We start from the raw sequence: 16,130 nt of genomic DNA, 5'->3' as shown, positions 1-16,130 counted from the left end.
TTGATTATTTTATAAAGGTTCAAATTCAAAATTGGTGTACCCCCGGTTTCCGTTTTCGTCTTTCATTTTGTTAAACCTCAGTTTAAAGTAGAACCCTTCAGCATCTTTCAATACAAAGAAACGGTCTGAATATACAAATGGAACCGGATTCGATGCCGTCCCCGTGGTTGTTCTCCACTTATCACCAATGGCTCTGTGATCATTAAATACAAATTTGGCGGGCTCAACATCTTTCAGTTTAAATGCAGTATAAGCCTGATCCAGACTTCCTGTAACACTTACCTGATAAGCGCCTACTCCATTTAAGGTATTGGTAGTTACAAAATCTGCATAGAAGTAGCTTCCCGCACTGGTTGTAGGTCCCATGAATACCTCATTGGTAAACGTTGTGAATGCTAAATCCCATCTTTTTTTCTTAGGCTGAATCTTTACCGGTGTACCCGTTTTCAGGTTAAAGAATGTGAAATTGTATTCAGTATCTTTTGTAATGATATATTCTTTAATATCTGTTCCTGTTGCATTCAAATCGGCATACCGAATCTTGTATCCATTTTGAGCTCTCAGAATCTGAATTTTTTTCCATCCTCTCGGATCACCGGATAATGAAACGGAACCGGCCCCAATATTGGCTGCGGAAGGTATTTCTCTTCCCATATTGATTAGATAAACAGGATTATCAGCGTCATTTTCTTTGATGGCATCAATTCCGGAAGTCTGATTTAGGAAATCTCCATTCGGATTGTCAATATATTTCATATTGGCAGCATCAAATGTTCCTACCTGAGCAATTTCTTTCAAGCTTGCTGCATCAGCATCTTTTACTTTACTGATATCTGTAGCATCAGGTATTTTAATAACTGTCATAGCAAGAGATCCGTTCATAATCACACGAAATTCATCTCCTGTATAAAAACCAAGATCCCAATCTGTTCTGCTGTTGATAGCCGGATTGGTGTAATCACTCAGATCAATCCAAACCTGATTAGGTTCTGTAGGACCACCCACTTTTACGTTAACTTCTGACCCAGTCATAGGTGGAACCGGAACCGGATCTTCATCTGCAGAAAGGCAAGACTGAGTGGCCACCATGACGGAAAGAATAGAAAATATTTTTAAATACTTCATAACAGTAACTTATTATTTAAAATTGAAACATTAATCGGGCAAAATAGCTTCTGCCGTAGTATAAATTAACAAAACCGTTCGCTGCTGTATGGGCTGAACCCGCAATTGCAGTAGAGTTTAACCTCGTCACATCAAATATATTTTTCACCCCCGCAGAAATTTCGAAATGCTTATTCCAGAAAGGCTGGCTTACGATGAAATCCATCATATGAAAACTGTCTACTTTTCCCAGGCGGAAACCACTTGCCCCGTCAGACACATAGATTCTGTCCGGACCTGTAAATTTGTAATAAAGGGCAAAATTGGTATCGGTATTTTTCAGTTTGTAAGTTGCCGAAGCTCCTGCCTGTACTAAATACTGGAAGTCTGTAGGAGAAGAGGATGTTAATTCATTCATTGATACCGATGTTCCGTTTACTGATCCTCTTAAAGACAAAGCAAACTGATCTTTTCTAAAATCTACATTGGCTGAGAATAATAGATTTTTATAGGTATTAAGATTCATGTATTTGTAGGTAGAAGGTTGTTTTACCACCACCATTTCAATCCTGTCACGTACATCCAGATATAATGCATCTACTCCGTAAGCTATTTTCCAGCCATTATTCACTGAAAAATTCTGATTCCAGAAAAGTCCTGCTGAGAATCCTTTTTCAGGATTTAAATCCGGATTTCCCTGTACATCATGGTTAAGATTTACAAAATAGGTGTACAGTTCGTCATATTTAGGAAAACGGTTTGCTGATCCTACGATCGCTCTAAGATTTGAATTCTCAGAAGTTTTATATCTTGCTGATAAGGAATAGTTGTATTGATTGTTAAAGTTTTCACTAAGGGAAAGTCTTACTCCCGGTCTTAATGAAAGTTTGTCTGAAACATTCCATTCTGCAGAAAGGAAGTTGGAATAGGTAAATATTTTTCTTTTTACGGCTTCTCCAAAGAAATCTCCTGCAATCAGTGCAGCATAACCATTAGTATAGTCTAATTCATATCCTAACTGAAAATCAAAAACTTTGCTATCCAGGAAGTTACTGAACATCCCTCTTGAGTAGATGACATCTGTCTTATAATAGGATTTTTCGTCCTGACGGCTCTTTATCGCTCTGTTTGGAATGTCGTAATTGTAGTCGTAATACTTTCTGTCCTGATTCTGATAGGAGAAGTCTCCCATGTACCGGATATGCCCCAGATTAGTTTGAATGTTAAACTGGTGTACCCAGCGGTCTGTATTGTACCTTCTGTCTCTACTTTCATAAGAAACTCCACCTACACCGTCATTAAGCGGGTTTCGGCTTACTTCCGGGTTGTAGAAGTTGAATTTCTCATTAAGATAGGACAGCTTGTAGAAGAATGTTGTTTTATTTTTCGTATATCTTAGCAATGCAGAAGCATCATACTGGTCTTTCGGATTCCATTCATATCCTCTCTGATTGTCCTGTCCGAAATATTTGTAACCTTTGCTTTCTCCTTCATATCCCATAAACTGGTTATGGTTGAAATTGATACTTGCAAACCATTCATTGCTGATGTTATAATCTATATTCAGGTTTTGAATATGTCTTCCGTTCCCTCTTTTCTTAAGATCGTAATTATCTCTTACGGTTTCTTCCTGTACTGAACCTCTTACACTTACTTTTTTTGTACTGGTTTTCTTGGTGATAATGTTGATTACCCCGGCAACAGCTCCATTTCCATATTCAACGCCCATACTTCCTTTTACAATTTCAATTCTTTCGATATTGCTTAAGGTAATTTTTGTAAGATCAATATTACTTCCCAATCCTGTATCTCCTACTACCGGAATATTGTCTATAAGGATTTTTACATAATCACCATTAAGTCCCATGATATTGGCAGTGGAATTTCCTGAACGGGTATCCGGAGTGATCTGTATGTTAAGACTTTGATTTAAAACCTCGGCAACATTAGTCGCCGCCATGTTTTTAATCTGTTCTGCATCAATAACCTCAACCTTATATATTGATTTGTTAATGGACTGCTGCATATACTGTCCTGTAATAACAACTTCTTCAATTTTCTTTTGATTAAGAGAATCCTTTTCTTGTGCATTCATCCATAAGGCTACAGATAATGATAGAACGGAAAGCACTTTCTTCTTCATAAGGGTACAAATTTTCGACAAATATAAAACTTTATTTAGACTCATTAAAAATAAATATATATTTTTGTGGAATAATTCTAAATAAAAATAATCTCATGAAATTAAAATTACTTTTAGGAACTCTGATGTTTACAGCCTTAACAGCAAATGCTCAGGTATCTAACATCAATGAAAATTTCAATAACTTTACTGCAGGTAATACTACTTTCCCTCAGTTTGGATGGGCTGCCATTGTTGCTCCAATAACCGGAGAATTTCCTCCCGTACCTCCGAGAATGATTGTAGCAGGTGATTCAAACAGGTTCGTTCAATCCTACGCAGGAAATAATGCGACAGGGTCTTCATATCTGATTTCACCACAAATTGAAACTCCAACCGGAAATAAAACATTGACTTTTGATACTACTTTAGTGTCTCCATCTCCTGGTCCGGGAAGTATTCAGATTGGAGTAGCATCCAATCCTGCGGATATGTCAACATTTGTTCCTGTCGGAAGCCCTATCAATGTATCAGTTATTGGTACAGTTCAGAATATCAGTGTAAATATTCCGGCATCTACAGGTTCATATATTGTATTTAAATTTACTCCTACAGCAACACACGTTGCGATCCAGGTTGATAATGTCGTTTATAACACAACAGCTTCTTTAGGAGTAAATGACAATAATAAAGTGACAGAAAATCTCCGATTTGCATTAAATTCTGATCAGACAGCATTGGAATTTAAATCAAAAAAAGATCTTAAAAATATCAGTATCTATTCTGCTGCAGGACAGAAAGCAGCCGAAGGAAAACCAAACGGACAAATATTTGATATCAGTACACTTCAGACAGGAGTATATTACATGAATATTGAAACTGCAGAAGGAAAACTTATCCAATCAAAATTTATCAAGAAATAAGGTTTATTAGACTATTATCTACCTTTTCAAAGCCGGCGGGACTATTCCTTCCGGCTTTTTTATTCTTATTTTTTACTTATCAAAAGTATGATTAAAATAAAAACACGATAAAAATCATGTTTTTATTTAGACTCATTAAAAATAATTATATAATTTTGTAGAATCATTCTAAATAAGGATTTAAAAAATAAGTTATGAAAACAAAACTATTATTGGCTTCAGTATTGGCAATGTCTGTTCAGCAGACTGTTTTGGCACAAACTGATGCATTTGGATACTCACAGGTAAATATGACAATGGGAAGCGGATATCAAAACAGAGTTTTTGTAAACCTTGCAGATGGTAATATGGTTTCTCAACCTGCCAATACCTGGGATGTTGCTTTTTATAGAAATTCAAACTATGCATTTGGATCAAGAATAAATGATGCAAAAGATATCGAAGTATTCACTGCTTCAACAAATCTAGCAGACTGGGATAACATCAGCATCAGCAATGAATCTTCATGGGGAGACCCTCTTTATAACCCGGATCAGACCACTGACTGGAGCCAGGGAGCTTTTGAACAGGGACCTGTGACATCTCCAAACCCCAATATCCCTTCAACAGGATGGGGAGTTTACAACCCGATAAATCACCATATCCAGGGGAAAGCTATTTTTGTGTTAAAATACCCTTCAGGAACATACATCAAATTTGCCATTGAAGATGCCTTTGCAGGATATACTTTTAAATATTCAAAATGGAACGGTACTGCATGGGGAGCTACAGAAACAAGAACAATCGCTAATGGAACGGATGATTCTTATTTTAATTATTTCTCATTTGATACAGGAGCAAAAGTTCCTAGTCTGGAACCATCAAGAACTGCATGGGATTTCATATTTACTAAATATTATACATTCTATATGGGGGTACAGATGTATCCACTTTCCGGAGCAATCCAGAGCCCAAACATTAAAGTAGCAATGGTACAGCCGGAAACTCAGGCCACAACAGCCTATACAATTCCTGCCACAGCAAGTTTCTCATCAGCTATTACTACTGTAGGACATTCTTGGAAAGGGATAGGAACCGTTAAAAATGATGTTGTCTACTACGTCAAAAAGGGAAATGATTACTATAGAATGTACTTTACTACAAACGGTGGAGCAAGTACAGGAAATATGTATTTTAAATACAAGAAGATTACTGAAACATTAGGTATTACAGAAGTTGGGAAAAAGGCTTCTTTTGGTATTTATCCTAACCCTGCACCAGCTGATAAAAAAATAACGGTTCTTTTTGATGTTAAAGAAAAAGCAAGCAACAAAGGAAATGTAGAAGTCTATGATCTTACCGGTAAAAAGGTATATTCTGCTGAACTTACGAATCAGGCAGGATTCTACAAACAGGATCTGAATCTTTCTACACTTACATCAGGGAATTACCTTGTAAAAATTACTTACGGAGGTCATTCGGAAACGAAAAAGCTTATCGTAAAATAAATATTTTATTTTAATACTTTCTATTTTTTCTAATAAAAAGGCGGTTTCAAGCTATTGAGACCGCCTTTTATTTTTTAAGGAAACCGAAAAAATCTTTAAGTCTTTATTCTTAAATCTTTCAATCCTCGATATTAATATATCTTAAATCCTTTATACACTTCTGCTGAGCTCTCCATGATCTTGGAAGCATCTTTACGGAAATCCAGAAGGTGATCCTGACCGTTGTGTCTGTTGTGGTGCTCTACACTTTCCCAAAGCTCAATCAGGAAGAAAGTTCCTTTATTATCTTTATCTTCAATAAGGTCATACTGCAGGCAGCCTTCTTCTTTTCTTGTTTCTTTCACAAGGTTCTGAAACAGCTCTACGGCATCCATCAGATAATTTTCATTAAACTTAAAAAGTGCAATGATATGTAAATTCATGTTCTAATATTTAGTGATGTAAAAGTAAAATATTTTCAAAACCGAATATCTTTTTAAGCTCTTTATTTTTCAATACAATGCATAATTTTTAATTAAAAACTGATTTATAAATAGTTATAGAACTCATCACAATCACCAATGTTCCGATAATCACAAACATTTTCTTCACAGGAAGCTTTGCAGTAAGCATCGCTGAAAAAGGAGCCGTAATAATTCCGCCAATCAAAAGGCCGAGAATGATATTCCAGTGCTGGATTCCCAGAGTAAAGAAAAAGGTAACAGCAGCCGTTATGGTAAGGATAAATTTGGCTACGGTAGAACTTCCTACTGCAAATCTTGGGGTAAAAGCATTTTTAATCAAAGTTCCGGTTACCAGAGGTCCCCACCCACCACCGGCAAAAGAATCTATAAAACCTCCTATCACTCCCAGTCTGGTAAGATTGGTTTTTCTTTTCAATGCTTTGCTCTGTTTTTCTTTAAAAGCATTCGATAAAATCTGAATTCCGAGATATAAAGTATAAAAAGCAATCAGTGTTTTGGTGATCTTCGCATAATATTCTCCAAGGTAAGTAAGGCTTACCGCACCAATAACTGCCCCGATAACTGCCGGCACTGCAAGCTTCTTCACTAAACTCTTACTGACATTCTTCAATCTGATATGGCTGAGACTTCCCGCTGCCGTTGTAAAACTTTCTGCCGAATGGATACTTGCACTCACAATATGAGGCGGAATATTCAGAAGCATAAGTGTGGTGGTACAGATCACTCCATAGCCCATTCCCATTGATCCTGCAACAATTTCTGCAAAAACGCCTACCAGAAGCATCCAGTAAAAAATGTAGTTATCTTTTGCCAGAATGGTCTGCAGCTCTTCCAGATATCCCAGCTCATACATTGAAAAAGCAGCAATAGATACAATGACAGCCGTCACAAGAAGGACATTAAGCCTTACCTGAATTTTTCTTGAAATCACCATATCACAGAGTTGTTTTAGTACATATTACCTCATTACCTGCAGCTTCGATAACAAAAACATCTGATATCTGCCTGCATAAGATTTGTTTTCCGGATAAAGCAGATGCAACAGTTGAAGATACTGTCACGCTGGAAGAGGTAAACGTTTGTAATGGGTATGTTTCTTCTTTTGAAACCATAATTTATTCATTTGAAGTATTGCAAATATCTGATAAAAATATTTATTCTACAAAATAAGTAGACTAATAATTCAAAAAAAAGGATCAGGTCAGTCGACCAGATCCATTAAAGTTTTTTTCTCAAGAATATTCAGTGAAGCATCCCGAACTTCTATCAGTACATCATGAAGTCCGCAGTGATCTTCATTGCAGTCGTCACATTTTTGATAAAAATTCAGACTTACACAAGGAAGCATGGCAATAGGACCGTTTACAAGACGGATAATTTTGGCCAGTTTCACATTTTCAGGTTTTTCCTTCAGAAAATATCCTCCACCCTTTCCTTTTTTACTGTCAAGAATTTCCGCCTTTTTTAATTCAAGCAGAATATTTTCCAAAAACTTTAAAGGAATTTTTTTGTGTTCCGCAATTTCGGAAATAAGAATCGGGCCTTCATTTCTTTTTTCTACAAGATATGAAAGCGCCTTAAACGCATATTGAGATTTTTTTGAAAGCATTACAGCAAAAATAAGAAAATTGTTTAACATTTGAAAAGAGCAGATAAAGGTGGACAGGTAAATTTGTAAATTTGAGGTATTCCATTACGTATTTTTGCGTATCCGGCTTATCCGTAATTTTACGGTTTCAGTACCACATTTTTGCCTTTCTCCTATTAAATCATTATGTTTGCTGTATGTTCAGTAAACAAGAAGCACAGCAGTTAAAAAAGGAATTTTGGACAGCTTTTGGAAGATCATTTCCCAGAAAATGGATTCTTTATGATACTAAAATCAAGGATATGGCATTTAAATTTTCTGCCGATAATAAAAAAGCAGAAGTTTCTCTGGATATAGAAATGAAAGACGAAATTTTCCGAAACGCCTATTACGAAAAGATCTGGTCATTGGAAGATATTTTAAAAGATTTCATTGGAGATTTTCAAAAAGAAGAATACTTCACCCTTGAAAACGGTAAGATTATCAGCAGGATATGGATAGAAAAACATGGTGTTTCCATTTTTAATAAAAATACATGGCAAGAAATTTTTGAGTTTTTTGTGGACAAAATGGACGGTTTCGAAAGGTTTTACTATGAATATGAGGATTTTATAAAGGATATATGAAATACTTACGAAATAAATACTGTTTCACACTTCAAGCTTAGATAAAAAAGAAAACTTATCTTTGTGATACCCACTTAAACTAATAGATGAAACTAAATAATATGATTAAAAATGAGAAAAGTGTACAAAAACATTTTTGGAGAAATTATCTCCAAAAGTAAAGCTGTGAAGCTAAACGAATATCATCTGTATTATTATGAGGAAGATTCTGATTTTCTAAAAGAAATCGAATTCATCAACGAGGACAGTGTTTACAATATCAATTATTTTCTAAGTGACGAAGAAGACGAAGCAAAGGTAGTAGATTATCTCAGGGAAAAATCTGACTTTTTTGATATTGAAAAAAAAGAGACAGGCGACGGATTTATTATTTCTACCAATAAATTGTATTCCTTATCAGTGGACGAGCTGCCCTTAATTTCTAAAACTGTTTTCAAAGCGGACGACCCTGAAAACTTTATCTGTTCTCAGGTCATCGATAACGAAACTTATGAACCACAGCTCGAAAGAACCGTAAAATGCTGGTATACACAGGACGAAAGCGGTGAAAAATATGCTGCTATAGAATGCAGCTATCAGGAAGACGGAAAGCTTGAACTGGCTGTAGACAAGACTCCTGATCCCGACAATGAAGAAAACTGGGTCCAGTATGATTATGATACCTTCCAGGATCTTCAGGCACAGATCTCTACTGATATCAGTTATTACAGAACTGCTGCTTTACTTCCAAAAGAAACCTATCAGCAATAATCTATAGTTTTTATCACCAATCTCAAACATTATTGAATATAGATGTGACCTCAACTTTTTTACCGCCCGGAAAATAACTGAAGTCCAGCTTACAAAACTGCAGGATTTAAAACAGATTTTCCTGCATTGAAGATTAATCTTTAGAAAAATAAATAGAGACTGTTTCAGGATTTGAGACAGTCTTTCTATTTTTAACCTACTCAATCTGTAACAAAACTATTTCACCAGGTGTCTTATTATTAAAAAACATATGGGAAGGATTTTATTATCAATGGTAATTTCAGTGATGTTGATATCATGTCATTCGGTGAAGGAGGTTCGTCATGCTAATTATGATGTTAGAGATTCTCTGGATTCGGATGTCAATGCAATATACCAGCAAGGCTTATTCAACGGGTTTGCGGTTTCTGTTGTAAATGAAAAATCGACTTTATACCAAAAGGGATTTGGCTTTTCAGATGTGAAAGAAAAGAGATTGTATACTGAAAATACGATACAGAATATTGCATCTGTTTCCAAAACATTCGTTGGAATTGCCCTTCTTAAAGCTCAGGAACTCGGAAAATTGAATCTGGATGATCCTGTTCAAAAATATTTACCCTTTAAAGTGGTTAATCCTCATTTCCCACAAACTCCGATTACCATTCGACAGCTAGCAACCCATACCTCTTCTATTCTTGACAACGAATTTTATTTATCTAGAAATTACTTTCTGAAACCTGATCAGAACCTGAATGGAGTAAAGCTCAATTTTGATGATGAACAGGTATTCAACCCTGCAGATTCAATAATTTCAATGTCTGGTTTTTTAGAAAATGTACTGGCAGAAAACGGAAAATGGAATACAAACAGTTTCTCTGCCAACAAACCGGGATCAATCTATGAATATTCCAATGTAGGAACTGCTTTGGCAGCCTTTATTATTGAAAAAGCTACCGGACAAGCCTTCAATAATTTCACAAAAGAATACATCCTGAAACCTTTACATATGAAAGGTTCAGGCTGGTCATTTGAAGAAGTAAAGTTTTCTAAATTCTCCAGGCTGTATGAAAATCCCCAGACTCCACTTCCCTATTATCTATCTGCAACATATCCTGATGGTGGGTTTATTACAAGCATCAACGACCTGAGTAAATATTTAACCGAACTTATCAAAGGCTACAATGGAAAGGGAACCATTCTGACTCAGAAAAGCTATAAAGAATATTTTACCCAGCAGCTTACGACTTCCAACTTCACGGAACGAAATGATAAAAATCCCTACAGCGAATCTTATAATGTGGGAATATTTATGGGTTTTGGTTATACAGGATATATTGGCCATACCGGAGGTGATCCGGGAGTAATGTCTATGCTGTTTTTTGATCCGAAAAATAATCTGGGAAGGATTATGATTTTTAATACAAATTTCTCGGATAAGAAAGGGAATGATGCTTTTTATGGAATCTGGAATGTACTGGAGAAGTACCAATTGAAACTATAAGCCAGCCGAGTTACAATCGATTATTAATAACAATTCTGCGAACAATTCATTAAACTGAATTGATTCTAAACAGGATTGAATCATATTACAATAAAAAGTCCGGAAGATTTTTTCTCCCGGACTTTTATATTTTATCCAAATTTCTTTTTCCTCAACCAGAAGAACAATCCTCCGATAAGGCCGATAATCGCCAGTGGAAGCAGTAAATTCAGCCACTGCCATGTGGATTTCTCTTCAGTAATTCGTTGTCTGTCAAGAAGTCTTTCTTCGATATTTCTGTTTCTAAGCTCCATCAGGTTACTGTCATCCAACAGATAATCCAAGGCGTTTCTAAGGAACTGTTCGTTTCCAAATTGCTCGTTCGTAAGCAAATCTACCCCTAGTGGAAGCGGTTTTCCTTTGATCACCTTATTTCTTCCTACATCACCGTCTGCAATAACGATCATTTTGTTTTCCGGGCTGGATGCTTTGAATCCGGGATAGGATTTTCTTTCAATTCTTGATGCATAAGCAGAATTAAATTTCCCTTCCAATGCTACCGCAAAGATTTTCGGTGTACTTGGTTTTTCCATTTGTCCAAGGCTGTCTACGCTTGCAACCTCTTTCAGATCCACATAGTTTGGAACCTGTTTCAATAATGTCCTTTCACTGGATTCGAAAAGAACTTTTGTTTTGATATTCTTTCTTCCTCCTAAAGTATCAATAGAAGTTGGAAATTCAAATTTTACAGGGTTAATATTTTTTGTAACCGGATTATTGTTTTCGGCTATTCCAAGCGGAAAATATGGCCAGGGTAAGCTTGTATATTGAGGATTTCCACTCACTTCTCCTGTCACTAATCTTAACAGGGCAAACTTCTTAACGTCTTTTACCAAAGCAGGATTAATTCTCAGCCCATAATTGAAAAAGAAGTCTGTCATGTTGATATCTACAGGGAAAGGCATTACTTTTTTGGATCTTGTTAAGGTATCCATTTCAGCATTTACGGCATCAATCATCCAAAGGGTTTTCCCTCCGTTCATAATGTACTGATCAAGAATTACTTTTTCATTATCTGTAAATGCTTTTCTCGGTTTTGCAATCACCAAAGCACTCATCTGCTTCAATAACGGGATATCTTCCAACGAAAGTTCAGTTTGATTTTTAGGAATAATAGGCCCTGCATCATAGTTTTCCATTGCCAGCTGTACAAATCCCTGGAATTCGTCCGGACTCAATTCATCCTGATTAACCAAAATCCCAATTTTCTTTCTTTTTGCTGCTGCAATATTTTTAATGTTGGAAACAAGGTTATATTCCAATCCTTCAATAGATCTTGTCAACTGCTGATCGGCATCAATTCCTGCCTGTTGTACCACCAATGGTATAGAAACGCCATCATTTCCATGCTTGATCACAGCATATGGGAAAAGCGTGATCTGTGAAATCTTCCCGTCTTTTACATCCGGAAGAATAGACGGCTGCATCCCCATCGCCATCAAAGTGTCCTGAGACATTTTTGTTTTAATCGGATCGATGAATTTAAAATCAATCTTCGGATTAATTTTTCTGAATTCTTCCAGCATGAATTTCGTTTCACTTTGCAGCTGTTTGAAACTTGCCGGAAAATCACCTTCCAGATACACTTCAACAGTCAGAGTTTTTTTTACGGACTCCAGTACTTTGATTGTGCTATCAGAAAGGGTATATCTTTTTTCTTTTGTTAAGTCTAATCTTATGCCCGAATAGGTCAGGATAATTACCAATGGAACAATTGCAAATAAGAAAATTCCCAGTGGAGATTTAGCATTGATCTTCTTCATAACTCTACTTCTTTTTGTTTATAAAATGATTGGACAATACTAATGAAGCACCAATAACAAGAACAAAATACGCTATATCTTTAAAATCAATAAGCCCTCTTGTAAAACCTAAGAAATGCTGATAAAAACCAATATTCTGAAGGATAAAGTCTGCTCCTCCCAAAAGTTTATAACTTGCTAATTGCTCGATTCCGAAATACATAATAAAGCACATGAAAACACCCAACAGATAAGCCATAATCTGATTCTGAGATAATGAAGAAGCCAAAATTCCCACTGCAGCAAATGCCGCAATTAAAATAATCAATCCAAGGTAACTCCCAAAGGTCATTCCAAGGTCTATATTTCCTGCAGGAACTCCCAGCACATATACTGTATAAAGGTAAATCAATGAAGGAATAAGGCATAGAATCCCAACAATCCATACGGAAAGGAATTTTCCGGTTACGAGTTCAGAAACTTTTAACGGCTGTGAAAAAAGCCAGTTTAATGTTCCTGTTTGCTGTTCTTCCGCAAAAGTTTTCATAGAAAGGGCCGGAATGATAAACATCAGCAGCCATGGAACCAATACGAAATAGCTCTGAAGCGAGGCCATTCCGATCTCAAAAATATTAGAATCGTTGTCGAAAAAGAACAGGAAAAGAGTTGCTATCAAACTGAAAGCGGCAATGATCACCCATGCACTCCAGTTTCCAAAGTAACTCCAAAGTTCTTTCTTTAAAATTGCAATCATAGTTTTTTTGTAAGATGTAAAAAGGATGAATGTACTCAGACATGCGCCCTACTCCACAATTATTTGTTTTTTTTATTTTTATTAACCAGTTTCACTGTCATCATGATCAGAAATACAAGAACGAAAAATCCTGCAATTAATTGCCACCAGTATTCGATCACCATTGATTTTAAAATCACCGTAAATACGACTAGAAACAGAATGAAGGTAGCAATTTCATTGGCCTGTCTCAGTTTTATATTGGCAATTGGCAGTGTATTTCCATGTAATTCCTTTAAATGAAGGACTTTTTTCCAGCACCAGTAATGGTAAATGGCAAGCCCGATCAGGAAGGTCAGTTTTAAGTGAAACCATCCCATTTTCATCAAACCGGTATTTAAAAAAATCATGACCAATCCACATACTGTCATGATTACCCCCGCAGGTACGGTAATAATATTCCACAGTCTTCTGGCCATAAAGGTGTACTGCTCTCTCAGAATTTTCTTTTTCTCTTCAGGAAATTCATCAGTATCCTTATAGTAAACGAAAATCCTCACGAGATAAAAAATTCCCGCAAAGTAGCTTACCATGAAGATAATGTGCAGCGCTTTGATTATTGTATAAAGCATTCAGAAAAAATTAACAGCAAAGATAAGCTTATTATATAATTGTTAAAAATAAATTTCTTTTGATCAGGAAAATATAAGTAAAACGGGTTTCTATAAAAAATAGTTCGGCTCGGGGCAGCAAAGCTGCCCGAGCCGAACATTATATTTTCATTGTTTTAATCAACTCAATGATTAAGAAATCACGCCTAATTCTTTCCCAACTTTTTCAAAAGCAGCAATCGCTTTATCTAAATGTTCTTTAGTATGAGCAGCAGATAACTGTACTCTGATTCTCGCTTTTCCTTTCGGTACTACCGGATAGAAGAATCCGATTACGTAAATACCTTCATCCATAAGCTTTTCAGCCATTTTCTGAGAAAGAGGTGCATCGTAAAGCATTACCGGAACAATCGCAGCATCTCCGTCCGGAATATCAAAACCTTTCGCTTTCATTTCCGTTCTGAAATATTCTGCATTTTCCATTACCTGATCACGAAGGGAAGTGTTATCAGAAATCATATCCAATACTTTCAGAGCAGCTCCTACGATTCCAGGCGCTAAAGAGTTGGAGAATAAATAAGGTCTTGAACGCTGTCTCAGCATATCAATGATTTCTTTTTTACCGGAAGTAAAACCTCCTAAAGCACCTCCTAAAGCTTTTCCTAAAGTAGAAGTGATGATATCTACTCTACCCATTACTTCATTAGCTTCGTGAGTTCCACGGCCTGTTTTTCCGATGAAACCTGTTGCGTGAGAGTCATCTACCATTACCAAAGCATCATATTTATCAGCAAGGTCGCACACTCCTTTTAGGTCTGCAACAATACCGTCCATTGAGAATACTCCGTCTGTTACGATAATTTTGAAACGGTGGTTCTTTTCAGAAGCAGCAATTAACTGAGCTTCAAGATCCGCCATATTATTGTTTTTATATCTGTATCTCGCTGCTTTACAAAGACGAACACCATCAATGATAGAGGCATGATTCAATTCATCTGAAATAATAGCATCTTCTTCCGTAAACAATGGTTCAAAAACACCACCGTTTGCATCAAATGCTGCTGCATAAAGGATGGTATCTTCAAGACCTAAAAAGTCAGCGATTTTTTTCTCCAAATCCTTGTGAATATCCTGTGTTCCGCAGATAAAACGCACTGATGACATCCCATATCCATGAGATTGAATCATTTCCTGAGACGCTTTCATTACTTCCGGGTTGTTGGATAATCCCAGATAATTATTCGCGCAGAAGTTCAAAAGCTTTTTTCCGTTAGCTTCTATTTCTGCACTTTGCTGAGAGGTGATTATTCTTTCTCTTTTGTAAAGTCCGTCATTCTCAATATTCTGAAGTTCGTTCTGTAAATGTTGAAGGTATTTTTCAGAGATCATTTTTGGTAATTTTTTAGATGTGCTAATTTACTAAAAAGGCAGTAAAATAAAACCTTTTATATGTTTAATTCTAAAAAATCAATTCAGGTTTAAGTTTTAACATTATTAGTCTATAAATTTAGTAGGATAATATTTATATTTGTTTAAAATTTGAGAGCATGAGATTAAAGCCGGTACAAAAAATAAAGACAATCAATTCAGAAACCTTTATTAATAACCATATGAAGCCGAGAATTCCAATTATTATTGAAGATTTTATACATCCGGAAAGCCCTGCCTTCAAAAAGTGGAATTATGACTATTTCAAAGAAATTGCAGGAGATCATAAGGTAAACATTTACGGTAGTGAACTTGATTCCCTTGATAGAGTGGCAAGTGATCCTATAGCCCAAAGCACATTTTCAGAATATCTGAATCTTATACAGTCTGCTCCTACTGAACACCGCCTTTTTTTATTTAATTTATTGAAAATAAAACCCGAACTTAAAAATGATCTTATCTACAATGATGTTACGAGTGGTAAAATACTGAAATGGCTGCCTTTTATGTTTTTTGGAGGTGAAGGTTCTGTAACCAGAAACCACATTGATATTGATATGTCACATGTCTTCATTACCCAGTTTCAGGGAACCAAAAGAATCTGGCTCTTCCCGTGGGAACAGTCCGATTTAATGTATAAACTCCCCTACAATTTTCACAGCCTGGCTCAGATTAAAAATCCAGATTACAGAAAATATCCGGCTCTACGTTATTTAAGTGGTTATGAAGCAGTCATTCATCCCGGAGAGACACTTTATATTCCTTCCGGATGGTGGCACTATATCCAGTATGATACGGAGGGATATTCTATCTCAGTAAGAGCGCTTCCATCAAGCCCTCTCGAAAAATGGAGAGGATTTAAAAATTTAGTCATCACCAGACATTTTGATAATTTCATGCGTAAATTATTCAAAGAAAAATGGTTTGAGTACAAAATAAAGACAGCCCGAAAAAGAGGAGCTAAAGCGGCCAGAAAACAAAGAAGCTTTCAAATCTGAAAGCTTCCTGTTATTTTATCGTTAATGACAAG

The 16,130-nt window shown here is 36.0% G+C and carries 16 protein-coding genes; 7 read left to right on the top strand and 9 right to left on the bottom strand.

The genetic code is table 11. The features are described 5' to 3' along the window. Positions 1 to 9 precede the first annotated feature (9 nt). On the bottom strand, positions 10 to 1,125 hold the full coding sequence (locus tag KYG33_RS22005; protein ID WP_077415177.1) for an HmuY family protein: 1,116 nt from the start codon (positions 1,123 to 1,125) through the stop codon (positions 10 to 12). Between the two features lie 16 nt (positions 1,126 to 1,141). Continuing rightward, complete coding sequence (locus tag KYG33_RS22000; protein WP_077415179.1) at positions 1,142 to 3,247, bottom strand: TonB-dependent receptor plug domain-containing protein; 2,106 nt, start codon at positions 3,245 to 3,247, stop codon at positions 1,142 to 1,144. Between the two features lie 95 nt (positions 3,248 to 3,342). Here KYG33_RS22000 and KYG33_RS21995 point away from each other — a divergent pair, with 95 nt between their 5' ends. Continuing rightward, entirely contained in the window at positions 3,343 to 4,149 is an 807-nt protein-coding gene (locus KYG33_RS21995) for a T9SS-dependent choice-of-anchor J family protein (RefSeq protein ID WP_077415180.1), read from the top strand. Between the two features lie 194 nt (positions 4,150 to 4,343). Beyond that, on the top strand, positions 4,344 to 5,636 hold the full coding sequence (locus KYG33_RS21990; protein WP_077415182.1) for a T9SS type A sorting domain-containing protein: 1,293 nt from the start codon (positions 4,344 to 4,346) through the stop codon (positions 5,634 to 5,636). A gap of 131 nt (positions 5,637 to 5,767) precedes the next feature. Here KYG33_RS21990 and KYG33_RS21985 read toward each other — a convergent pair whose 3' ends face one another. Together KYG33_RS21985 and KYG33_RS21980 are read right to left on the bottom strand one after the other, a co-directional pair. Further along, complete coding sequence (locus tag KYG33_RS21985) at positions 5,768 to 6,058, bottom strand: putative quinol monooxygenase (RefSeq protein ID WP_047376912.1); 291 nt, start codon at positions 6,056 to 6,058, stop codon at positions 5,768 to 5,770. Positions 6,059 to 6,146: 88 nt separating this feature from the next. Next, entirely contained in the window at positions 6,147 to 7,034 is an 888-nt protein-coding gene (locus KYG33_RS21980) for a sulfite exporter TauE/SafE family protein (RefSeq protein WP_219072424.1), read from the bottom strand. Between KYG33_RS21980 and KYG33_RS21975 the strand changes: the two genes are divergently transcribed. Then, a complete protein-coding gene (locus tag KYG33_RS21975; RefSeq protein WP_219072423.1) occupies positions 7,022 to 7,270 on the top strand; it encodes a hypothetical protein in 249 nt (82 codons plus the stop codon). The genes KYG33_RS21980 and KYG33_RS21975 overlap by 13 nt on opposite strands. A gap of 31 nt (positions 7,271 to 7,301) precedes the next feature. Here KYG33_RS21975 and KYG33_RS21970 read toward each other — a convergent pair whose 3' ends face one another. After that, positions 7,302 to 7,709 carry an RrF2 family transcriptional regulator gene (locus KYG33_RS21970; RefSeq protein WP_077415878.1) on the bottom strand — a complete coding sequence of 136 codons (408 nt, stop codon included), beginning with the start codon at positions 7,707 to 7,709 and terminating at the stop codon, positions 7,302 to 7,304. A 176-nt stretch (positions 7,710 to 7,885) separates the two neighbouring features. On the opposite strand from KYG33_RS21970, the gene KYG33_RS21965 reads away from it, so the two are divergent. From KYG33_RS21965 to KYG33_RS21955, 3 genes are all read left to right on the top strand, one after another. Then, positions 7,886 to 8,314 (top strand): DUF4268 domain-containing protein, encoded by a 429-nt coding sequence (locus KYG33_RS21965; RefSeq protein WP_077415186.1) that lies wholly within the window; start codon positions 7,886 to 7,888, stop codon positions 8,312 to 8,314. A gap of 120 nt (positions 8,315 to 8,434) precedes the next feature. Then, entirely contained in the window at positions 8,435 to 9,064 is a 630-nt protein-coding gene (locus KYG33_RS21960; protein ID WP_180565513.1) for a hypothetical protein, read from the top strand. Between the two features lie 250 nt (positions 9,065 to 9,314). After that, on the top strand, positions 9,315 to 10,547 hold the full coding sequence (locus KYG33_RS21955; RefSeq protein WP_219072422.1) for a serine hydrolase domain-containing protein: 1,233 nt from the start codon (positions 9,315 to 9,317) through the stop codon (positions 10,545 to 10,547). Between the two features lie 131 nt (positions 10,548 to 10,678). On the opposite strand, the gene gldG is transcribed toward KYG33_RS21955, so the two are convergent. The 4 genes from gldG to kbl all read right to left on the bottom strand — a co-directional run bounded on the left by gldG (position 10,679) and on the right by kbl (position 15,061). After that, a complete protein-coding gene (gldG, locus tag KYG33_RS21950) occupies positions 10,679 to 12,349 on the bottom strand; it encodes a gliding motility-associated ABC transporter substrate-binding protein GldG (RefSeq protein WP_180565511.1) in 1,671 nt (556 codons plus the stop codon). A 4-nt stretch (positions 12,350 to 12,353) separates the two neighbouring features. Next, positions 12,354 to 13,082: an ABC transporter permease gene (locus KYG33_RS21945; protein ID WP_047376920.1), complete on the bottom strand. Its 729-nt coding sequence runs from the start codon at positions 13,080 to 13,082 to the stop codon at positions 12,354 to 12,356. Positions 13,083 to 13,141: 59 nt separating this feature from the next. After that, positions 13,142 to 13,693, bottom strand: coding sequence for a CopD family protein (locus tag KYG33_RS21940; RefSeq protein ID WP_077415194.1), 552 nt, complete (start codon positions 13,691 to 13,693; stop codon positions 13,142 to 13,144). 171 nt (positions 13,694 to 13,864) lie between these two features. After that, positions 13,865 to 15,061, bottom strand: a complete 1,197-nt coding sequence (kbl, locus tag KYG33_RS21935) for a glycine C-acetyltransferase (RefSeq protein WP_077415198.1) — start codon at positions 15,059 to 15,061, stop codon at positions 13,865 to 13,867. Positions 15,062 to 15,219: 158 nt separating this feature from the next. On the opposite strand from kbl, the gene KYG33_RS21930 reads away from it, so the two are divergent. Beyond that, positions 15,220 to 16,098 carry a cupin-like domain-containing protein gene (locus KYG33_RS21930; RefSeq protein ID WP_077415200.1) on the top strand — a complete coding sequence of 293 codons (879 nt, stop codon included), beginning with the start codon at positions 15,220 to 15,222 and terminating at the stop codon, positions 16,096 to 16,098. The last annotated feature ends 32 nt before the right edge of the window (positions 16,099 to 16,130 follow it).

The organism is Chryseobacterium sp. D764, from assembly GCF_019317325.1.
GTDB lineage: Bacteria > Bacteroidota > Bacteroidia > Flavobacteriales > Weeksellaceae > Chryseobacterium.
Note: the sequence above shows the minus strand (reverse complement) of the source record. Positions and strands in the feature narration are given on the sequence as shown.